Here is a 20992-nt window from a genome sequence, read left to right as displayed (position 1 = left end):
AGCCGCTGGCCGAGGAGCCCGCCCCGGTGCACACCGCCGCCGCGCAGCCCGGCGCCGAGGAGCCCTACGACCTGCTCGGCATCGGCGTCGGCCCGTTCAACTTGTCGCTGGCCGCCCTCGCCGACGGCATCCCGGGCCTGACCGCCGCCTTCTACGACCAGGAGCCGGCCTTCCACTGGCACCCCGGGCTGCTCATCGACGGCGCCGCGCTCCAAGTTCCCTTCCTCGCCGACCTGGTGACCCTCGCCGACCCGGCCAGCCGCTGGTCGTTCCTGAACTGGCTCAAGACCCGCGAGCGCCTGTACCCCTTCTACTTCGCCGAGCGCTTCCACGTGCACCGCGCCGAGTACGACGCCTACTGCCGGTGGGTCGCCGACTCCCTGCCCAGCACCCACTTCGGGCAGCAGGTCGACTCGGTGCGCTGGAATCCGGCCCGCGACCGCTTCGAGATCGACCACACCCGGCTCGACGCGCGCGGCGAGGCCGAGGCCCTCGGCCGCACCTACGCCCGCCACCTCGTGCTCGGCATCGGCTCCGCGCCCTATGTGCCCGACCCGATCCGCCCGCTGGCCGAGACCCCCACCGTGCCGGTGGTGCACTCCGCGCACTATCTCGACCAGCGCGACCGGCTGCTGGCCGCCGACCACATCACCGTGATCGGTTCCGGCCAGTCCGGCGCGGAGGTCTTCCTCGACCTGCTGCGGGCCCGGCCGGTCGGCCGCGAGCGCCTCACCTGGCTGGCCCGCACCCCCGCCTTCGCGCCCATGGAGTACAGCAAACTCGGCCTGGAGCACTTCACCCCCGACTACACCCGCTACTTCCACGGCCTGCCCGAGGCCGTCCGCGACCGGCTGGTGCCCCAGCAGTGGCAACTCCACAAGGGCATCGACACCGCGACGATCACCGCCATCCACGACGAGCTCTACCGCCGTTCCCTCGGCGGCGGCTGGCCGGACGCGGTGCTGACCCCCGGCGTCACCGTGCGCACCGCCGGCCGGATCGGCACCCAGAGCATCGAACTGCACCTGGAACACGCCGACCAGGGCACCCGGACCCGGCTGATCACCAGCGCCGTGGTGCTGGCCACCGGCTACCGGGACCGTCCGCTGGACCGGCTGCTCGGCCCGCTCGACCCGTACATCAAGCACGACGGATCGGGCCGGCCGAAGATCGACGCCCGGCACCGCCTGGAACTCGACCGGTGCGTCACCGGGCGCGTCTATGTGCAGAACGCCGAGCGGCACAGCCACGGTGTCGGCGCGCCCGACCTCGGACTGGCGGCCTGGCGGTCAGCGGTGGTGCTCAACGACCTCACCGGTCTGCTCACCGGGGAGGAGCACTACCCGCTGCCCGCCAGGACCGCCTTCACCACCTTCGGTCTGGACGGCGCCGCCGCCAGCGACGTCCCTACCCGAACAGCGGCACTCCGGCGCGGGTGAGCCGCCACTGGTCGCCGCCGAAGGCCGCCGGGTCGATCACGCCGTGCGCCTGCACCCAGGCGATGATCGTGTTGCGGATCTCGTCCGAGCTGGACCACACCGAGGTCGCGGCGGCGACATGCGGGTAGTTGCTGCCGCCGCTGGACCGGTAGTTGTTGACCGCCAGCACGAACTGCGCCGCCGGGTCGACCGGCGCGCCGCCGAAGCTCAGCCCGGTGATGCGCGAGCCCGCCGGCTGCGCGATGTCGATGTCGTACGACACCCCGCTGAGCACGTCGTAGCTGTAGTCCGGGGTGTTGTTGGCGTTGGTGATCCTGGTGACGTCCACCGGGGCGTCCGGCGCGGTCTGCACGAAGTAGGCCGCCGACCACTCCAGGTAGTCCTTGACCTGGGCGCCGGTGAGGAGCTTCGCGTCCAGGGTGTTCTCGTAGACGTACAGCCCCGCCACGTCCCGCAGCGACACCTGCCCGGCCGGGATGGCCGCGGTCCGCGAGAACGGCGACGCCTCGGACAGCACCGGCAGCGAGGCGTACGCGGTGCCGGCCAGCGCCGCCTTGACGGTCTCGGACTGGACGAGGTTGATGAAGTCGATGATCGGGGTGTCCTTGTACGTCGACTCCGCCGCCGACATGGCCGCGGCGCAGCTGCCGATCACCTGGTTGACGTAGGCCACCACCTTCTGGTGCTCGTCACGGACCAGCCGGGCCACCACCGGGTCCTCCTCGACGGTGTTGGCGTTGCGGACCTCGGCGGTGACCGAGGAGACCTGCCAGCGGCCGTGCTCCAGGGTCAGCGCGATGTCGAAGACGCTCAGCCGCATGCCCCACATCAGCGGCTCGGACAGCACCACCGTCTTGCCGGTCTGCTCGTTGACCACCAGGGTCTGCGGGCGCTCGACGTGGGTGTGGCCGACGAGGATCGCGTCGATGCCGGGGACCTGCGCGGCCACCAGCGAGGAGGCGTTCTCGGGGTAGGGGACCGCGTCGCCGTAGGAGGTGCTGCCGTCCAGGCCGGAGTGGTCGGTCAGGATCACCACGTCGCAGCCCAGTGCCCGCAGCTTCGGCACGTACAGCTTCGCCTGCTCCACCAGGCCGGGGAAGGCGAGCTTGCCCTGCACATTGGCCTTGTCCCACACCGCGATGCCGGGGTTGGTCAGGCCCAGGACGCCGACCTTGACCGCGGGGCCGCCCTCGACGTGGATCTCCTTGACCAGGTAGGGCGGGAAGGCGGGCCGCAGGGTGGTGGCGTCGACCGCGTTGGCGGCCAGCAGCGGGAAGTCGCACTGCTCCTGGAAGGCGCGCAGCAGCGGGACGCCGTAGTTGAACTCGTGGTTGCCCAGGGCCGCGGCGTCGTACTTCATATGATTCATGGCCAGCGCCATCGGGTGGCGGGGGCCGCGGTGGGCGCCGGTGATCGGCTCGACCCGGGCGTAGTAGTAGGACAGCTGGGTGCCCTGGATGATGTCGCCGGCGTCGATCAGCAGGGTGCGGTCGTGGCCCTTCTCCTGCCGGGCGGCGGTGACGAGGGTGGCGACCTTGGCCAGGCCCACGTCGTTGTGGGTGGCGTCGTCGTAGGCGGCGTTGGTGAAGTAGTCCCAGTTCAGAGCGTGGCCGTGCAGGTCGGTGGTACCGAGGACGCGCAGGCTGAAGGGCTTCGGCCGGTGACCGTGGCCGCGGTGGCGGTCGTCGGCCTCGGCGGGCGCCGCGGCCACCGTGCCGGCCGCGCCGGTCAGCGCCAGTCCGGCGCCGGTGGCGGCCGAGCGGTTGATGAAGTCCCTGCGATTGAGCGGCATCTGATCTCCCGGTGCGGGTGATGGGGCCAGGGTGATGGGACAGGGTGATGGGACGCGAGCGGGTACGACGCGCGTAGATTCTGGACCACCGCCCCCCGGTCGCGACACCCCGCGCGCGGTGGAATACCGTCCGCGCCGGCCGGTAAGACACGCACCCGGCCACCGAGGGTGACCAATATGCTCATCAGAGCGGGACCCCGCACACTTCGATACTTGTCAACAAGCGTTAATCCAGCCGTCGTTGGACAGTTGCCGTCACCGTGTTCCCTACTAACGAGTAGGTCATACGCTCGATACATGCGCCGAGCCAAAATTGTCTGCACGCTGGGACCCGCCACCGACTCGTACGACCAGATCAAAGCCCTGGTCGACGCCGGCATGGACGTGGCCCGCCTGAACCTGAGCCACGGGTCGTACGCCGAGCACGAGGACCGTTACCGAAGGGTCCGCAAGGCCGCCGAAGAGAGCGGCCGCAGCGTCGGCATCCTGGTCGACCTTCAGGGCCCGAAGATCCGGCTCGGACGCTTCGCCGAAGGCCCGGTACTCCTTGAACGCGGCGACGAGTTCACCATCACGATGGATGACATCGAAGGTGACCAGCAGATCTGCGGCACCACCTACAAGGGCCTGACCGCCGATGTCGCCCGCGGCGAGCGCATCCTGGTCGACGACGGCCGGGTCACCCTCGAGGTCACCGACGTCGAGGGCCCGCGGGTGCACACCATGGTCATCGAAGGCGGCATGATCTCCGACCACAAGGGGCTCAACCTCCCCGGTGTCGCGGTCTCCGTGCCCGCCCTGTCCGAAAAGGACATCCGCGACCTGCGCTGGGGCCTGCGGATCGGCGCCGACGTCATCGCGCTGTCCTTCGTCCGCACCGGACGGGACATCCAGGACGTGCACCGGATCATGGACGAGGAGGGCCGCCGGGTCCCGGTCATCGCCAAGGTCGAAAAACCCCAGGCGGTCGACGCGCTGGAGGACATCGTCGACGCCTTCGACGGCATCATGGTCGCCCGCGGCGACCTGGGCGTCGAGATGCCGCTGGAGTCGGTGCCGATGGTGCAGAAGCGCGCCGTCACCCTCGCCCGCCGCAACGCCAAGCCGGTCATCGTCGCCACTCAGATGCTCGAGTCGATGATCGACAACTCCCGCCCCACCCGCGCCGAGGCCAGCGATGTCGCCAACGCGGTGATGGACGGGACCGACGCGGTGATGCTCTCCGGCGAGACCAGTGTCGGCAAGTACCCGATCGAGACCGTCAAGGTCATGTCGCGGATCATCACCGCCGCCGAGGAGGAGGTCCTCGCCGGCGGCCTGCCGCCGCTCACCGAGCAGAACAAGCCCCGCACCCAGGGCGGCGCGGTGGCCCGCGCCGCCGCCGAGATGGGCGACTTCCTCGGTGCCCGCTTCCTGGTCGCCTTCACCCAGTCCGGCGACACCGTGCGGCGGCTGTCCCGCTACCGCTCGCCGATCCCGGTGCTGGCGTTCACCCCCGAGCCGGCCACCCGCTCCCAGCTCAACCTGACCTGGGGCGTGGAGAGCTTCCTCGGCCCGATGGTGCAGACCACCGACGAGATGGTCCAGCAGGTCGACGAGCAGCTGCTGCGGATCGGCCGGTGCAAGAAGGGCGACGTCGTGGTCATCACGGCCGGCTCCCCGCCCGGGATGCCCGGCACCACCAACATGGTCCGGGTGCACCACATCGGCGAGGACGACTCGCCCAAGGCGTGACCCCCGCCGATCCGGCACGTGCCCCCGCCCGAAGGCTTCCGCGGGGGCACCGCCACGGGTGCGGCGGTTATCCGCCCAAAGGGGCAGGCAGCGGGCAATTCGCAGGCAATCGGCAGGCAATTAACGCTGCGTAACGTCGCCGTAATGCCGATTCAAAGATCGAAGTTGTCCGCCCCGCCCCGTCCTGCTGCCGTTTTCCCGTCGCCGATGACCGGGTCCGTCCCGGGGGCCGGGCCGGCGCCGGGCGCCACCGCGCCACACCGGAAGTGCGGGTTCTCAGCATGCGGACTACCGCGCATAGCAGGTTAATTGGGGCGAGCGGCCTGATGAAACCTCAGCAGAACCTCAAAAGCGTCGGATTGGCATAACAAGACAGTCACACTCTTCGCCGCACCTCTGCATGACCCCCCTCACCGCGCCTAGAGTCACGGCCAGTCACTGCGCCACCGGATTTGTCAGTTCGGGTTCCAGCGCGCGACTCGGCCTCTCATCAGAGACGGCCGCGCCAGGGGAAAGGACTGATTGTGCGACACCGTTCCTTGCTGATAATGACCTCCGTACTCGCTACGGGAGCGCTCACCCTCACTGCTTGCGGCTCGCGTAGCGACGACGACAAGAAGGGCAGCGGGGACAACGCCAGCGCCGCCGGCACCACCGTCGTCATCGGCGTCGACGCCCCCCTGACCGGCGCCAACTCCGCGACCGGACTCGGCATCCAGTACGGCGTGCAGATCGCCGTCGACGACGCCAACGCCAAGCACCTCGTCCCCGGCGTCACCTTCAAGATCAAGGCCCTCGACGACAAGGCGCTGCCCGCCACCGGCCAGCAGAACGCGACCGCCTTCGTCCAGGACAACACCATCATCGCCGCTGTCGGCCCGCTCAACTCCGGTGTGGCCACCTCGATGCAGCAGGTCTTCGCCAACGCCAACATGGTCGAGATCTCGCCGTCCAACACCAACCCGGCGCTCACCCAGGGCCCGAAGTGGAACACCGGCACCGAGGTCCGCCCCTTCAAGACCTACTTCCGCACCGCCACCACCGACGCCAAGCAGGGCGGCTTCGCGGCCGACTACGCGGCCAACACCCTGAAGAAGAAGGAAGCTTTCGTCGTCGACGACAAGCAGACCTACGGCGCCGGCCTGGCCGCCATCTTCAAGGACAAGTTCGCCGGCTTCGGCGGCAAGATCGCCGGCACCGACCACGTCAACACCGGTGACACCGACTACTCCACCCTCGTCACCAAGATCAAGAGCTCGCACGCCGACATGCTCTACTACGGCGGGCAGTACGACGAGGCGGAGCTGATCACCAAGCAGCTCAAGGCAGCCGGCGTCAACATCCCGCTCATGGGCGGCGACGGCATCTTCTCCGACACCTACATCAAGACCGCCGCCGCCGCCGCCGAAGGCGACCTCGCCACCTCCGTCGGCGTCCCGGTCACCACCCTCCCGGCCGCCCAGGACTTCATCAAGACCTACAAGGCCAAGGGCTACCCCGGTGACTACGGCACCTACGGCGGCTACTCCTACGACGCCGCCACCGCCATCATCAACGGCGTCAAGGAGATCATGGCCGACAACGGCGGCAAGCTCCCCGCCATGGCCGACGCCCGCGGCAAGCTCGTCGACGCCGTGCAGAAGGCCGACTTCAACGGCATCGCCGGCCACGTCTCCTTCGACCAGTACGGCGACACCACCAACAAGCAGCTGACCGTCTACCAGGTCAAGAGCGGCAAGTGGGTCGCCGTGAAGAGCGGCACCTACAACGGCTGACCCCAGCCCAGCACCACCCAGGGCCGCGCGGCCGGTCACCCCGACCGCGCGGCCCGCCGCTTATCCCGCCCCCCGCGTCACGTTCTCCCCCCTCCCCCCCTCGTCCCCCTCTCCGTCTCCCCCCCTTGTCCCCTTCCCCCCGCTCCCAGCGACATGGAGGCCATGCGGTGCACACCCTGCCGCAACAGCTGGCCAACGGGCTGTTCCTCGGCTCGATGTACGGGCTCATCGCCATCGGCTACACGATGGTGTACGGCATCGTCCAGCTCATCAACTTCGCCCACGGCGAGATCTTCATGACCGGCGCCTTCGGCGCCCTCACGGTCTACACAAATCTCCCCGACGGCACCAACATCTGGCTCGCGCTGCCCCTGATGCTGGCCGGCGGCGTCATCGTGGCCGTACTCATCGCCATGGCCGCCGAACGCTTCGCCTACCGGCCGCTGCGCGGCGCACCACGGCTGGCCCCCCTCATCACCGCCATCGGCCTGTCGCTGGCACTCCAGCAGGCGATCTTCGTCTGGTACCCCGGTGCCGACAACGCCCGGAACTTCCCCCAACTCGGCACCCACCCCTACCACCTCGGCTCCATCAGCATCCAGCGCGGCGACATCTTCCTCGTCTCCGCCGCCGTGATCTGCATGATCGGACTGGCCACCTTCGTCCGCACCAGCCGCACCGGCCGCGCCATGCAGGCCACCGCACAAGACCCCGACACCGCGCAGCTCATGGGTATCGACACCAACCGCATCATCGTGATCGCCTTCGCCATCGGCGGCCTGTTCGCCGCCGTCGCCGGCCTGGCCTCCGGCCTGAAATACGGCCAGGTCAAATACGACATGGGCTTCCAAGCCGGCCTCAAGGCGTTCACCGCCGCCGTGCTCGGCGGCATCGGCAACATCTACGGCGCCATGCTCGGCGGCCTCGTCCTCGGCGTCGCCGAATCCTGCGCCTCGGCCTACATCTCCGACATACCCGGTATGCAGCAGCTCGGCGGCGGCGGATGGGCCAACGTCTGGGCATTCGTACTGCTCATCGTCGTCCTGCTGGTCCGGCCCCAGGGCCTGCTCGGCGAGCGCGTAGCGGACAGGGCGTGATCACGACATGACCGACATCCCCGCCGTGACCACCCTGGCCGCCACGCCGCCCGCGACCCGCCGCACCGAGCCGTTCATCCCGCTGCCGCTCACCGCGGCCCGGGCCGTCACGCTCCTCGGCGCCGCCGTCACCATCGCCTCCACCTTCCTGTCCTGGACCTACACCACCGACTTCCCCGGCGACCTCACCGTCACCGGCTACCCCGGCGGCCTCCAGGTGATCACCCTCATCGGCGGCATCCTCGCCCTGCTGCTCGCCCTGGCCGCCTTCCGCGTCAAAGGCCTGAGCTGGCTCGTGCCCAGCCGCTCCAACAACGCCGTCCTCGCCATGGCGCTCGGCACCCTCGCCACCACCTGGTACACCGTCATCGCCATCGCCGAAGAACTCGGCGGCCTGGCCAACGTCGATCCCGGCGGCTTCGTCGCCGCGATCGGCAGCCTCCTGCTGTTCCTCGGCACCCTCGCGCTGCCCATCGACCGGCAGCCCGAGGAGGACGACGACACCGAGTACTACGAACTCGGCCGATTCGCCGAAACCTCCCTGATCGTCAGCGCCTACCGCGCCCTGCGCAGCCTCCGCCTCAACCACAGCGACCTGCGCATCGGCGATCCCCGCAAGCTCAACCCCTGGCTGCAACGACTCACCGTCGTCGTCGTCTTCGCCGTCGGCCTGAAGATCCTCACCTTCGGCATCGCCACCGACTACACCGAGATCTTCATCGGCTACCTGCTCGTCATCGCCTTCGGCGTCTGGGCCCTCAGCGCCGCCGGACTGCTCCGCCAGTTCCAGCAGCTCACCCAGGAAAACCGCCGCTTCACCGCCGCCGTCGGCGTCCTCGCCGCCATCGCCTACCCCTTCGCCCAGAACAACGAGCACTGGGCGAACCTCGGCGTCAACATCCTCATCTTCGGCACCGTCGCCCTCGGCCTCAACATCGTCGTCGGCCTCACCGGCCTGCTCGACCTCGGCTACGTCGCCTTCCTCGGCGTCGGCGCCTACGCCGCCGCCCTGGTCTCCGGCTCCGCGTTCTCCGTCTGGTCCGGCGTGCAATTCCCGTTCTGGGCCGCCGCCCTGACCGGCATGGCCGCAGCCCTCGTCTTCGGCGTCCTCATCGGCGCCCCCACCCTGCGCCTGCGCGGCGACTACCTCGCCATCGTCACCCTCGGCTTCGGCGAGATCTTCCGCATCGCGGTCAACAACCTCGACGGCGTGTCCGGCCCCAAGGTCACCAACGGACCCAACGGCATCTCACAGATCCCCGACCTGTCGATCTTCGGCTACAACCTCGGCAACCCGCACGAGATCGGCTCCTTCACCCTCGGCCGGTTCGCCAACTACTACCTGCTGATGCTCGTCATCACCATCATCGTGGTGCTGATCTTCACCCGGGCCGCCGACTCCCGGATCGGCCGGTCCTGGGTCGCCATCCGCGAGGACGAGACCGCCGCCACCGCCATGGGCATCAACAGCTTCCGGGTCAAACTGATCGCCTTCGCCCTCGGCGCCTCCCTGGCCGGACTGGCCGGCACCGTCAGCGCCCACGTCACCTACAGCGTGGTGCCCAACCCCTACCAGTTCGCCGGATCCTCGCCGCCCAACTCCGCCTTCCTGCTCGCCGCCGTCGTCCTCGGCGGCATGGGCACCGTCAGCGGCCCCATCCTCGGCGCGGCCCTGCTCTACCTCATCCCGGAAAAGCTCGGCTTCATCCAGCGCTACGAACTGCTCGGCTTCGGCATCGCGCTCATCCTCATCATGCGCTTCCGCCCCGAAGGCATCATCCCCAACCGCCGCCGCCAGCTGGAATTCCACGAAGACGACACCCTCATCCCCGGCCAGCGGCCACTCGGCGACGACACCGTCCCCGCCAGCACAGCAGGGGCGTGAAAGACACCATGACCACCACCAGCACCCCGGCGCCCATCCCCGCCCAGAACCCCGACACCGCGCCGCTGCTCCAAGCCAGCGGCGTCATCATGCGCTTCGGCGGCCTCACCGCCGTCCGCAACGTCAGCCTCACCGTCAACAGCGGTGAGATCGTCGGCCTCATCGGCCCCAACGGCGCCGGCAAGACCACCTTCTTCAACTGCCTCACCGGGCTCTACGTCCCCACCGAAGGCACCGTCTCGTACCGCGGCACCGTCCTGCCCGCCAAACCCCACCTCGTCACCAAGGCCGGCCTGGCCCGAACCTTCCAGAACATCCGGCTCTTCGCCAATATGACGGTGCTGGAAAACGTCCTCGTCGGCCGGCACACCCGCACCCGCGAAGGACTCCTGTCCGCCCTGCTGCGCGGCCCCGGCTACCACAAAGCCGAAGCCCAATCACGGGCCCGCGCCATGGAACTGCTCGAATTCACCGGCCTCGCCGACAAAGCCGAGCAACTCGCCCGCAACCTCCCCTACGGCGAACAACGCAAACTCGAAATCGCCCGAGCCCTCGCCAGCGAACCCGGACTCCTGCTGCTCGACGAACCCACCGCCGGCATGAACCCCCAGGAAACCCGCGCCACCGAGGAACTCGTCTTCGCCGTCCGCGACCAGGGCATCGCCGTCCTCGTCATCGAGCACGACATGCGCTTCATCTTCAACCTCTGCGACCGCGTCGCCGTCCTCGTCCAGGGCCAGATGCTGGTCGAAGGCACCTCCGACGTCGTCCAGCGCGACGAACGCGTCATCGCGGCCTATCTGGGCGAACCGATCGCCGGCGAAGCCGAGGGCCCGGCCCCCGAACCGGCGCAGGGCCCGGCGGCCGACCCCGCGCAGGGCCCGGCGGCCGAACCGGCACAGGACCCAGTGGCCCAACCGGCGCAGGACCCGTCGGCAGCCACCGACGACGAGCAGCAGGAGAACGACCGATGACCGCACTGCTCGAAGTCGAGGACCTCCGCGTCGCCTACGGCAAGATCGAAGCCGTCAAAGGCATCAGCTTCACCGTCGAAGCCGGCCAGGTCGTCACCCTCATCGGCACCAACGGCGCCGGTAAAACCACCACCCTGCGCACCCTCAGTGGCCTGCTCAAACCCACCGGCGGCCGCATCGTCTTCGACGGCAAACCCCTCACCCGGGTGCCCGCCCACAAGATCGTCGCCCTCGGACTCGCCCACTCACCCGAAGGCCGGCACATCTTCCCCCGGCTCACCATCGAACAAAACCTCCAGCTCGGCGCCTACCTCCGCAAGGACACCGCCGGCATCACCCACGACATCGAACGCGCCTACGAACTCTTCCCCATCCTCGGCGAACGCCGCCGCCAAGCCGCCGGCACCATGTCCGGCGGCGAACAGCAAATGCTCGCCATGGGCCGCGCCCTGATGTCCCAGCCCAAACTCCTCATGCTCGACGAACCCTCCATGGGCCTGTCACCGATCATGATGCAGAAGATCATGGCCACCATCGTCGAACTCAAAGCCCAGGGCACCACCATCCTGCTCGTCGAACAGAACGCCCAAGCCGCGCTCTCCCTCGCCGACCAGGCCCACGTCATGGAAATCGGCACCATCAAGCTCTCCGGCACCGGACAAGAACTCCTCCACGACGAAGGCGTCCGCAAGACCTACCTCGGCGAGGACTGAGCCCGCGGCCGCGCAACGCAGCCGAAAGGGCCCGCACCCAGTCCTACGGGTGCGGGCCCTCGGCGTCCGGGCGGCGCACCAGCGGGCCGCCGGCCGGGCTACTTCTCCGCGACCTCGTCGATCACGGCCTGCGCCACCGCCTGCATCGACATCCGCCGATCCATCGACGTCTTCTGAATCCACCGGAACGCCGCCGGCTCCGACAACCCGTACTTCGTCTGCAGCACACTCTTCGCCCGGTCCACCAGCTTGCGCGTCTCCAGCCGCAACGACAGATCCGCGATCTCCGACTCCAGCGCCCGCAACTCCTGGAAACGGCTCACCGCCATCTCGATGGCCGGCACCAGATCGCTCTTCGTGAACGGCTTCACCAGATACGCCATCGCCCCGGCATCCCTGGCCCGCTCCACCAACTCCCGCTGCGAGAACGCCGTCAGCATCAACACCGGCGCCAACTTCCCCGCGGCGATCCGCTCCGCCGCCGAGATCCCGTCCAGCACCGGCATCTTTACATCCAGGATCACCAGATCCGGCTGGTGCTCCTCCGCGAGCTTCACCGCCGTCTCCCCGTCACCGGCCTCGCCGACGACGGAGTACCCCTCCTCCTCCAGCATCTCCTTCAAATCCAACCGGATCAGCGCCTCGTCCTCCGCGATGACGACACGGGTCGTCATCGGCGGGACATGCGACTTCTCGCTCTCCGGCTCCGCCGCGCTGTCGGCCTGCGGCGGCTGCTCGTCCTGGGGGGTGGCGGGCTCATCGGGGGCGCTCACGGTGCTCCTCGGTTCATGACGGGACCTGCGTGCAAGCCTACCTAGCTCCGCTAGGCTTGGAGTGCTGATGTAGTAGGCTATCCTCTGTTTCAAGGGGCCCCGGTAGCCCAATTGGCATGAGGCAATGGATTCAAAACCCATACAGTGTCGGTTCGAGTCCGACCCGGGGCACTTTACCTTTAATTCCAAGGTGTGCGGCTTTTGCTCAAAGGTCACTGCATCCGGTGAACCGGGGATTGCGCCCGTTCATCCGTGCGCTTCGTCCGCCACAGTGGCCCTGTGTACGACCTCGACGTCCGGCGCAACGCGATGGCCCTCGTCGCCGAGGGCCGCAGCCTCAATTCCGTCAGCCGGTCAACGGGCATATCCCGGGCCGCCCTTCGTGAGTGGCGCGTCCACGGTGTCACCCCGACCAGCACCGGCGCCGACCCGCTGCGCACGGACGGCCCGGCATACCCCTATCTTCTCGGCCTCTACCTCGGCGACGGCTGTCTGAGCGCGCACCGCCGCGGCGTCCACGCCCTGCGCATCGCCTGCGCCAACGTCTGGCCCGGTCTGGCGGACGCCTGCGAGGCCGCCATCCGCGCGGTCCGCCCCGGCGGCGCGGTCTGCCGTGTTCCGCAGCAGGGCTGCGTGCAGATCACCTCGTACAGCAGGCAGTGGCCGGTCGTCTTCCCTCAGCACGGCCCCGGCCGGAAACACGAGCGGAGGATCGCGCTCGACCGCTGGCAGCAGGACATCGTGGACGCGTACCCCTGGGAGTTCATCCGCGGGCTCGTGCACTCCGACGGGTGCCGGATCACCAACTGGACCGAGCGCACCGTGGCCGGGGTTCGGAAGCGCTACGAGTACCCGCGGTACTTCTTCACCAATGTGTCCGCCGACATCCGGCGGCTGTACTGCGACACCCTGGACCGCGTCGGCGTCGAGTGGCGGGAGACGCGGCGCGGCGATGTGCCGTACAACATCTCGGTGGCCCGCCGCGCGTCCGTCGCGCTGATGGATCTGCGGGTGGGCGCGAAGTTCTAGCGCGAAGTTCTAGGGCGCCGGGGGTGAGGCGGTGGCGCCGGCCGTGGTGGGGCGGAGCATGCAGGTCAGGCGGGCGGTGCAGACGCGCTTGCCGGTCTCGTCGGTGATGACGATCTCGTAGGTGGCGGAGGAGCGGCCGCGGTGGACGGGGGTGGCGGTGCCGGTGACCGTGCCGGAGCGCACCCCGCGGTGGTGGGTGGCGTTGATGTCGACGCCGACGGCGATCTTGGTGGGGCCGCCGTGCAGCATCGCGCCGACGGAGCCGAGGGTTTCGGCCAGGACGGCGGAGGCGCCGCCGTGCAGGAGGCCGTAGGGCTGGGTGTTGCCTTCGACGGGCATGGTGCCGACGACTTTGTCGGGGGCGGCTTCGAGGATCCGGATGCCCATGCGGTCGCCGAGGTGTCCGCCGGAGAAGAGGGCGGGCAGGTCCACGCCGAGGTCGGCGTACTGCCGGAGGATCTCCTGGGGGAATGCGGTGAGGGTCTGCTCGCCCACGTGGTGCTCCGTTCGTGCTGGCTGTTTCACAGGTTTCTACCGGATGCGTGCGGTCAGCCGCGCGGGGGGTCCGGGTGTTCCAGCCGGATGACGATGGATTTGGACGCGGGGGTGTTGCTGGTGTCGGCGGTGTGGTCGAGGGGGACGAGAACGTTGGTTTCGGGGTAGTAGGCGGCGGCGCAGCCGCGGGGTGTGGGGTAGTGGACGACGCGGAAGCCGTCGGCGCGGCGTTCGGTGCCGTCGGTCCATTCGCTGACGATGTCGGTGTAGTCGCCGTCGGTGAGTCCGGCGGCGGTGGCGTCGTCGGGGTGGACGAGGACGACGCGTCGGCCGCCGGTGATGCCTCGGTAGCGGTCGTCGAGGCCGTAGATGGTGGTGTTGTACTGGTCGTGGGAGCGGATGGTCTGCAGGAGCAGGCGGCCCTCGGGGACGGCGGGGTATTCGATGGGGGCCGCGGTGAAGTTGGCTTTGCCGGTGGCGGTGGGGAAGGTGCGGGTGTCGCGGGGGGCGTGCGGGAGGGTGAAGCCGCCGGGGTGCCGTATGCGGGTGTTGAAGTCGTCGAAGCCGGGGACGACGCGGGCGACGCGGTCGCGGATGAGGTCGTAGTCGTCTTCGAAGTCGGCCCAGGGCACGGTGCTGCGGTCGCCGAGGACGGCTCGGGCGAGCCGGGTGACGATGGCGGGCTCGGACAGCAGGTGGGGTGAGGCGGGGGCGAGTCCGCCGTGGGAGGCGTGGACCATGCCCATGGAGTCCTCGACGGTGACGAATTGGTCGCCGGCGGCCTGGTGGTCTTTTTCGGTGCGGCCGAGGGTGGGCAGGATGAGGGCCCGGGCGCCGGTGACGGCGTGGGAGCGGTTGAGCTTGGTGGAGACGTGGACGGTGAGCCGGGCTTGCCGCATGGCCGCTTCGGTGACGTGGGTGTCGGGGGAGGCGGAGACGAAGTTGCCGCCCATGGCGAAGAAGACTTTGGCCGTGCCGTCGCGCAGGGCGCGGATGGCGCGGACGACGTCGTAGCCGTGGTGGCGGGGCGGGGCGAAGCCGAATTCTTTCTGGAGGGCGTCGAGGAAGGCGGCGGGCGGGCGTTCGAAGATGCCCATGGTGCGGTCGCCTTGGACGTTGGAGTGGCCGCGGACGGGGCAGACTCCGGCGCCGGGGCGGCCGACGTTGCCGCCGAGCAGCAGGAAGTTGACGACTTCGCGGATGGTGGGGACGGCGTGTTTGTGCTGGGTGAGGCCCATGGCCCAGCAGACGACGGTGCTTTTGGCGGCGAGGACGAGGGTGAAGAGCTCGTCGATCCGGGCGCGGTCGAGTCCGGTGGCGCGTTCGACGTCGTCCCATGTGGTGGCGAGGGCCGCGTCCTTGTAGGCGGCGAAGCCGTGGGTGTGGGTGGTGATGAAGTCCTGGTCGAGGGCGTCGGCTTCGATGAGGAGGCGGCCGAGGGCGCGGAAGAGGGCTTGGTCGCCGCCGAGTCTGATGGGCAGGTGCAGGTCGCTGAGTACGGTGCCGGCTCCGATGAGGCCGCTGGCTTTCTGGGGGTTGCGGAAGCGTTCCATGCCGGCTTCGGGCAGGGGGTTGATGGTGACGATCTTGGCGCCGGCGCGCTTGGCCTTTTCCAGCACGGAGAGCATCCGCGGGTGGTTGGTGCCGGGGTTCTGCCCGGCGACGATGATGAGTTCGGCTTGGTGGAGGTCTTCCAGGAGCACGCTGCCCTTGCCGACGCCGAGGGTTTCGGTGAGGGCGGAGCCGGACGATTCGTGGCACATGTTGGAGCAGTCGGGCAGGTTGTTGGTGCCGAATTCGCGGGCGAAGAGCTGGAAGAGGAAGGCGGCTTCGTTGCTGGTGCGGCCGGAGGTGTAGAAGACGGCTTCGTCGGGGGTGGCGAGTGCGGTCAGCTCGTCGGCGATGAGGGCGAAGGCGTCCTGCCAGGAGATGGGCTCGTAGTGGGTGGCGCCTTCGGGGAGGTGGACGGGCTGGGTGATGCGGCCTTGCTGGCCGAGCCAGTAGCCGCTGCGCCCGGCGAGGTCGGCGACGGGGTGGGCGGCGAAGAAGTCGGGGCCGACGCGGCGGAGGGTGGCTTCCTCGGCGACGGCTTTGGCGCCGTTCTCGCAGAATTCGAAGGTGTGCCGGTGGTCGCCTTCGGGCCAGGCGCATCCGGGGCAGTCGAAGCCGTTTTTCTGGTTGACCTTGAGCAGGGTGAGGGTGGCGCGGCGCGCGCCCATCTGCGCGCCGGCGATTTTCGCGGTGTGCCCGATCGCGGGCAGGCCCGCGGCGGCGTGCTTCGGCGCACCGACGTGGGGTGCGTCCTGTATGGGGTCGCCGATCGGCGGCTTCTTCGCCATGCCTTCGATCCTGCCACGTATGGGCGGGGCGGGGCCCGTGCCGGCGGGGACCTGTGGACAACCGCGGTGGCGGTCGGTTGTCGGACCCGCGTGGGAGGATCGTGGGGTGGCAGAGAAAGCAACGAAGACGACGACCGACCGCCCCCGGCTGCTGCTGCTGGACGGACATTCGCTGGCGTACCGCGCGTTCTACGCGTTGCCGGTGGAGAATTTCAACACGTCCACGGGTCAGCCGACGAATGCCGTCTACGGTTTCACGTCGATGCTGGCGAACACGCTGCGTGACGAGCAGCCTACGCATCTGGCGGTCGCGTTCGACGTCTCGCGGAAGACCTGGCGGTTCGACGAGTATCCGGAGTACAAGGCGACGCGTTCGAAGACGCCGGACGAGTTCCGCAGCCAGGTCGAGCTGATCGGGGAGCTGCTGGACGCGATGGCGGTGCGCCGTTTCGCGGTGGAGGGCTTCGAGGCGGACGACGTCATTGCCACGCTGGCCTCGCAGGCGGAGGCGCTGGGTTACGAGGTGCTGATCGTCACCGGTGACCGGGACGCTTTTCAGCTGGTGTCGGACCATGTGACGGTGCTGTATCCGACGAAGGGCGTGTCGGAGCTGACCCGGTTCACGCCGGCGAAGGTGGTCGAGAAGTACGGGCTGACTCCGCGGCAGTATCCGGATTTCGCGGCGTTGCGGGGCGACCCGTCGGACAATCTGCCGGGTATTCCGGGGGTGGGGGAGAAGACCGCCGCGAAGTGGATCACCCAGTTCGGGTCGTTCGCGGAGTTGTGTGAGCGGGCGGACGAGGTGAAGGGGAAGGCCGGGGAGAATCTGCGCGCCCATCTGGACGCGGTGAAGCTGAACCGGCGGTTGACGGAGTTGGACCGCGAGGTGGCGTTGTCGGCCTCGGCGGAGCAGCTGGCGCGCGAGCCGTACGACCGGGAGGCGCTGGCCGGCGTGCTGGAGGTGCTGGAGTTCCGCAATCCGAATTTCCGGGAGCGGTTGTTCGCGGCTGATCCGGGTGCGCAGCTGGTGGAGGAGGCCATCGCCGAGGGCGTCGCGGTAGACGGGACGATGCTGGCGGCCGGTGATCTGCCGGAGTGGCTGGCGCAGCACGCGGGGGAGACGCTGGGGCTGTCCAGTGTGGACAGCTGGGAGCTGGGCAGCGGCAGTGTGGCCGCGGTGGCGCTGGCGTCGGCGCAGGACGCGGCGTGGTTCGATCCGTCGCAGCTGGACGAGGGCGACGACAAGGCCTTCGCGGCGTGGCTGGCCGATCCGGACGCGCCGAAGGTGGTGCACAACGCGAAGAACGTGGCGCGGGTGTTCGCCGAGCAGGGCTGGCGGCTCGGGGGGGTCGCGATGTGCACGGCGCTGGCGGCGTATCTGATCAAGCCGGGGCGTCGTTCGTTCGCGCTGGATGTGCTGTCGGTGGAGTATCTGGGCCGGGAGCTGGCGCCGCCGGACACCGGCAGCGGGCAGTTGGCCTTCGGTGAGGAGGACGACGGGGAGTCCGCGGCGGCGGACGCGCTGATGGTGCAGGCGCGTACGGTGCTGGATCTGGGCGCGGTGTTCGCCGAGCGGCTGCCGGAGGTGGGGGCGCTGGAGCTGCTGCACGAGGTGGAGCTGCCGACGTCGGCGCTGCTGGCGCGGATGGAGCGGGCGGGTATCGCCGCGGACCGGCCGCATCTGGAGGGGCTGGAGCTGCAGTTCGCGGCGGCGGTCGAGCACGCGGTGGGCGAGGCGCACGCCTCGGTGGGGCACGAGTTCAACCTGGGTTCGCCCAAGCAGCTCCAGGAGGTGCTGTTCGGTGAGCTGGCGCTGCCCAGGACGAAGAAGACGAAGACGGGTTTCACCACGGACGCCGACGCGTTGGCGTGGCTGGCGGCGCAGACGGACCACGAGCTGCCGGTGATCATGCTGCGGCACCGCGAGCAGGCCAAGCTCCGGGTCACGGTGGAGGGCCTGGTCAAGTCGGTCGCGCCGGACGGGCGGATCCACACCACGTTCAGTCAGATCGTGGCGGCGACCGGCCGGTTGTCGTCCACCGACCCGAATCTGCAGAACGTGCCGGTCCGTACCGACGAGGGCCGGGCGATCCGGCGCGGTTTCGTGGTCGGCGCGGGGTACGAGTCGCTGCTGACCGCCGACTACAGCCAGATCGAGCTGCGGGTGATGGCGCACCTGTCGCAGGACGAGGGGCTGATCGCGGCGTTCACCACGGGTGAGGACCTGCACACCACGGTCGGTTCGCAGGTGTTCTCGGTGGAGCGCGACCGGGTGGACCCGGAGATGCGCCGCAAGATCAAGGCGATGTCGTACGGGCTGGCGTACGGGCTGTCCGCGTTCGGGTTGTCGCAGCAGCTGGGCATCGAGGCGGCCGAGGCGCGGGTGCTGATGGAGACGTACTTCGAGCGGTTCGGCGGGGTGCGGGACTATCTGCGCCGGGCGGTGGAGGAGGCCCGTGTCACGGGCTACACGGAGACGCTGCTGGGCCGGCGCCGCTATCTGCCGGATCTCACCAGTGACAACCGGCAGCGGCGCGAGATGGCCGAGCGGATGGCGCTGAACGCGCCGATCCAGGGGTCGGCGGCGGACATCGTGAAGATCGCGATGCTGCGGGTGGACGACGCGCTGACGGCGCAGGGGCTGGCATCGCGGCTGCTGCTCCAGGTGCACGACGAAATCGTGGTGGAAGTCGCCCCGGGGGAGCGGGAGAAGGTCGAGGAGTTGGTGCGCCGGGAGATGTCCGGGGCGTATCCGCTGCGGGCGCCGCTGGATGTGTCGGTCGGTGTCGGCCCGGACTGGGAATCGGCGGCGCACTGAGTCCGGTGCGGCGGTGCATGGTTGACCCCTGAATGTCAGCATGGGGTCAGCGTGCCGTCAGCGCTTCGGGCCGTCTGTGTGAACGTGCTGCGTCCCCTCGGTGAAAGGTCCCCCGAGGGTGCGCGGCACACGGCCAATTGCGGTGGTTCGCACCCTGTGTATCGCTGTCGGACTGTGGTCCGGGGCCTGAAGTTGCCGTAGGGTCAATCGGGTTGTCGCGCCGGGACGCGCGCGCATCTCGTACGTGGAAGGGACCGCGATATGTCGGCGCGGCGGTACGGCCGGAGACTTCGCAGAACAGCGGCTGGGACGGCGGTGGCGGCAGCCGCCATGGCCGCGCTCAGCGCTTCGCAGGGCCCCGGGTTCTTCCCGGTGGCGCACGCGCACGCCCTCTCGCAGGATCAGCAGCAGGTCGCGGATTCCGCGCCGGCCGGCCCGGAGATCGACGGCGGTTCGCCGTACATCACCGAGGTGCCGCCGCTGAACACGCCCACCGGCCCGCTCGCGCCGCTCACGCCCACCGGCGACCCCGACGACGGCGGCCTGGTGACGGTGCCGGACGGCGGCGCGAGCCTGCCGACGACGGTGCTGGCGGCCTATATGCGCGCCGAGGCGGACCTGGCCGAGAGCGACCCCGGCTGCCACCTGCCGTGGCAACTGCTGGCGGCCATCGGCCAGGTGGAGTCCGGGCAGGCCCGCGGCGGCGCGGTCGACGCGAACGGTACGACGTACTCGCCGATCCTCGGGCCGGTGCTGAACGGTGACGGCTTCGCGAACATCAGCGACACCGATGGCGGCGCCTACGACGGGGACCCGCTGCACGACCGGGCGGTGGGCCCGATGCAGTTCATCCCGTCCACCTGGGAGACCTGGGGCGCCGACGGCAACGGCGACGGGGTCAGGGACCCCAACAACGTCTACGACGCCGCGCTGGCGGCCGGCCGCTACCTGTGCGCCGACGGCCGCGATCTGGCCGTGCCGCACAACATGGACCGGGCCATCCTCGGCTACAACCACTCCCAGGCCTACCTGGAGCTGGTGAGGTCCTGGTACGAGCACTTCCTGGCCGGCGGCGCCGTCTCGGTGCCGGACCGCTCCGGCGCGTCGGGTCCGGGAGTCGTCCCGCCGCCGCCGAACACGTCCCGGCCGGGCCACACGTCGACGCCGCAGCCGACCGCGTCCGGGTCGGCGTCCCCGACCGTGCCGCCCGGCGGCAGCTCCTCGCCGACGCCGACCCTGTCGCCGACCGCTCCGCCGCCCACGAGCCCGACCGGCACGCCGACCACCAGCCCCAGCAGCAGCCCGACCGGCGGCAGCCCGAGCGGTGATCCCACCACCGGGACCCCCACGCCGAGCGACCCCACGACGACACCCGGCTGCCCCACGGACCCGGCGAGCCCGAGCCCGACCGACAGCGTCTCGCCGTCGCCGACCGGCACGCCCACCGGTACGCCGACGCCCGACCCGTGCGCCACGGACACGCCCACCGGTACTCCCACGCCGTCGTCGACGGGCGGCGCGACGAAGGCCGCCTTCTGACGGTGCCTCGGACGGTGCCTCGGACGGTGCCTCGGACGGCGAGCCGGCCGGTCCGGACCGCCCGCGTCCCGACCGCCCCCGTGTTGCTGCCGACAGCCCGCGTCCTGACCGCTCCCGCGGCTCAGCGGCGCGGGTTGTTGGTGCGGCGGGTCGGCGCGGCCGTCGACGGGTCCTCCGGCCAGGGGTGCCGGGGGTAGCGGCCCCGCAGTTCGGCGCGCACCGAGCGGTAGCCCTCACGCCAGAAGGACGCCAGGTCCGCGGTCACCGCCGCGGGCCGCCCGGCGGGCGACAGCAGGTGCACCAGCACCGGTACGCCCGCCACCTTCGGGGTCTCCCGCAGCCCGAACAACTCCTGCAGCTTGACCGCCAGCACCGGCTGCTCCCCGCCGTAGTCCAGCCGGATCCGTGAACCGCTGGGCACCTCCAGCCGTTCCGGGGCGAGTTGGCCGAACCTCCCGGCGGCGCCGCTCGCCCACGGCAGCAGCCGGTTCAGCGCGGCGCCGGCCTGGATCCGTTCCAGATCCGACCGGCGGCGGGCCGAGGCGAACTCCGGGGCGAGCCAGTCCGCGGCCCGCGCCAGCAGCGCCTCC

Annotated in this window: 15 protein-coding genes and 1 tRNA gene; 11 read left to right on the top strand and 5 right to left on the bottom strand. The window is 69.9% G+C overall.

The annotated features are described in order from the left end of the window. The first annotated feature begins 26 nt into the window (after positions 1-26). Positions 27-1439: a lysine N(6)-hydroxylase/L-ornithine N(5)-oxygenase family protein gene (locus tag GA0115240_RS10425; RefSeq protein ID WP_093736389.1), complete on the top strand. Its 1413-nt coding sequence runs from the start codon at positions 27-29 to the stop codon at positions 1437-1439. Here GA0115240_RS10425 and GA0115240_RS10420 read toward each other — a convergent pair. Beyond that, positions 1408-3231, bottom strand: a complete 1824-nt coding sequence (locus GA0115240_RS10420) for a bifunctional metallophosphatase/5'-nucleotidase (RefSeq protein WP_093736384.1) — start codon at positions 3229-3231, stop codon at positions 1408-1410. The genes GA0115240_RS10425 and GA0115240_RS10420 overlap by 32 nt on opposite strands. A 297-nt stretch (positions 3232-3528) precedes the next feature. Here GA0115240_RS10420 and pyk point away from each other — a divergent pair, with 297 nt between their 5' ends. The 6 genes from pyk to GA0115240_RS10390 all read left to right on the top strand — a co-directional run bounded on the left by pyk (position 3529) and on the right by GA0115240_RS10390 (position 11409). Then, entirely contained in the window at positions 3529-4965 is a 1437-nt protein-coding gene (pyk, locus tag GA0115240_RS10415) for a pyruvate kinase (protein WP_093736383.1), read from the top strand. Positions 4966-5513: 548 nt separating this feature from the next. Further along, positions 5514-6740, top strand: coding sequence for a branched-chain amino acid ABC transporter substrate-binding protein (locus GA0115240_RS10410; protein ID WP_176725031.1), 1227 nt, complete (start codon positions 5514-5516; stop codon positions 6738-6740). 167 nt (positions 6741-6907) lie between these two features. Further along, complete coding sequence (locus tag GA0115240_RS10405; protein WP_093736381.1) at positions 6908-7837, top strand: branched-chain amino acid ABC transporter permease; 930 nt, start codon at positions 6908-6910, stop codon at positions 7835-7837. Between the two features lie 7 nt (positions 7838-7844). After that, positions 7845-9722 (top strand): branched-chain amino acid ABC transporter permease, encoded by a 1878-nt coding sequence (locus tag GA0115240_RS10400; protein WP_093736380.1) that lies wholly within the window; start codon positions 7845-7847, stop codon positions 9720-9722. 8 nt (positions 9723-9730) lie between these two features. Next, complete coding sequence (locus tag GA0115240_RS10395; protein ID WP_093736379.1) at positions 9731-10696, top strand: ABC transporter ATP-binding protein; 966 nt, start codon at positions 9731-9733, stop codon at positions 10694-10696. Further along, complete coding sequence (locus GA0115240_RS10390) at positions 10693-11409, top strand: ABC transporter ATP-binding protein (protein WP_093736378.1); 717 nt, start codon at positions 10693-10695, stop codon at positions 11407-11409. Before GA0115240_RS10395 ends, GA0115240_RS10390 begins: the two co-directional genes overlap by 4 nt. Positions 11410-11507: 98 nt before the next feature. Here GA0115240_RS10390 and GA0115240_RS10385 read toward each other — a convergent pair whose 3' ends face one another. After that, the gene (locus GA0115240_RS10385) at positions 11508-12083 is read right to left on the bottom strand and encodes an ANTAR domain-containing response regulator (RefSeq protein ID WP_093736388.1); all 576 of its coding nucleotides are present in this window, start codon (positions 12081-12083) and stop codon (positions 11508-11510) included. A 195-nt stretch (positions 12084-12278) separates the two neighbouring features. Between GA0115240_RS10385 and GA0115240_RS10380 the strand changes: the two genes are divergently transcribed. Both GA0115240_RS10380 and GA0115240_RS10375 read left to right on the top strand, forming a co-directional pair. Beyond that, a tRNA-Leu gene (locus tag GA0115240_RS10380) sits at positions 12279-12353 on the top strand. Positions 12354-12461: 108 nt separating this feature from the next. Next, positions 12462-13211, top strand: coding sequence for a transcriptional regulator (locus tag GA0115240_RS10375; protein ID WP_176725030.1), 750 nt, complete (start codon positions 12462-12464; stop codon positions 13209-13211). Between the two features lie 9 nt (positions 13212-13220). Here the strand turns inward: GA0115240_RS10375 and GA0115240_RS10370 are convergent, their stop codons facing one another. Together GA0115240_RS10370 and GA0115240_RS10365 are read right to left on the bottom strand one after the other, a co-directional pair. After that, complete coding sequence (locus tag GA0115240_RS10370) at positions 13221-13706, bottom strand: PaaI family thioesterase (RefSeq protein ID WP_093736377.1); 486 nt, start codon at positions 13704-13706, stop codon at positions 13221-13223. A 53-nt stretch (positions 13707-13759) separates the two neighbouring features. Next, the gene (locus GA0115240_RS10365; protein WP_093736376.1) at positions 13760-16045 is read right to left on the bottom strand and encodes an FdhF/YdeP family oxidoreductase; all 2286 of its coding nucleotides are present in this window, start codon (positions 16043-16045) and stop codon (positions 13760-13762) included. A gap of 106 nt (positions 16046-16151) precedes the next feature. On the opposite strand from GA0115240_RS10365, the gene polA reads away from it, so the two are divergent. Continuing rightward, positions 16152-18863: a DNA polymerase I gene (gene polA, locus GA0115240_RS10360; RefSeq protein ID WP_256069646.1), complete on the top strand. Its 2712-nt coding sequence runs from the start codon at positions 16152-16154 to the stop codon at positions 18861-18863. 315 nt (positions 18864-19178) lie between these two features. Beyond that, entirely contained in the window at positions 19179-20402 is a 1224-nt protein-coding gene (locus GA0115240_RS10355; RefSeq protein ID WP_346267935.1) for a lytic transglycosylase domain-containing protein, read from the top strand. 121 nt (positions 20403-20523) lie between these two features. Here GA0115240_RS10355 and GA0115240_RS10350 read toward each other — a convergent pair. After that, positions 20524-20992 (bottom strand): ATP-dependent helicase C-terminal domain-containing protein (locus GA0115240_RS10350; protein ID WP_272919883.1); only part of this gene is annotated, 469 nt, incomplete at its 5' end.

The organism is Streptomyces sp. DvalAA-14 (assembly GCF_900091855.1).
Lineage (GTDB): Bacteria > Actinomycetota > Actinomycetes > Streptomycetales > Streptomycetaceae > Actinacidiphila.
Note: the sequence above shows the minus strand (reverse complement) of the source record. Positions and strands in the feature narration are given on the sequence as shown.

Coding starts and splice junctions, on each gene's coding strand:
- GA0115240_RS10420 (WP_093736384.1), bottom strand. CDS start 3,231: ATGCCGCTCAATCGCAGGGACTTCATCAACCGCTCGGCCGCCACCGGC.
- pyk (WP_093736383.1), top strand. CDS start 3,529: ATGCGCCGAGCCAAAATTGTCTGCACGCTGGGACCCGCCACCGACTCG.
- GA0115240_RS10410 (WP_176725031.1), top strand. CDS start 5,514: ATGACCTCCGTACTCGCTACGGGAGCGCTCACCCTCACTGCTTGCGGC.
- GA0115240_RS10400 (WP_093736380.1), top strand. CDS start 7,845: ATGACCGACATCCCCGCCGTGACCACCCTGGCCGCCACGCCGCCCGCG.
- GA0115240_RS10395 (WP_093736379.1), top strand. CDS start 9,731: ATGACCACCACCAGCACCCCGGCGCCCATCCCCGCCCAGAACCCCGAC.
- GA0115240_RS10390 (WP_093736378.1), top strand. CDS start 10,693: ATGACCGCACTGCTCGAAGTCGAGGACCTCCGCGTCGCCTACGGCAAG.
- GA0115240_RS10385 (WP_093736388.1), bottom strand. CDS start 12,083: ATGACGACCCGTGTCGTCATCGCGGAGGACGAGGCGCTGATCCGGTTG.
- GA0115240_RS10365 (WP_093736376.1), bottom strand. CDS start 16,045: ATGGCGAAGAAGCCGCCGATCGGCGACCCCATACAGGACGCACCCCAC.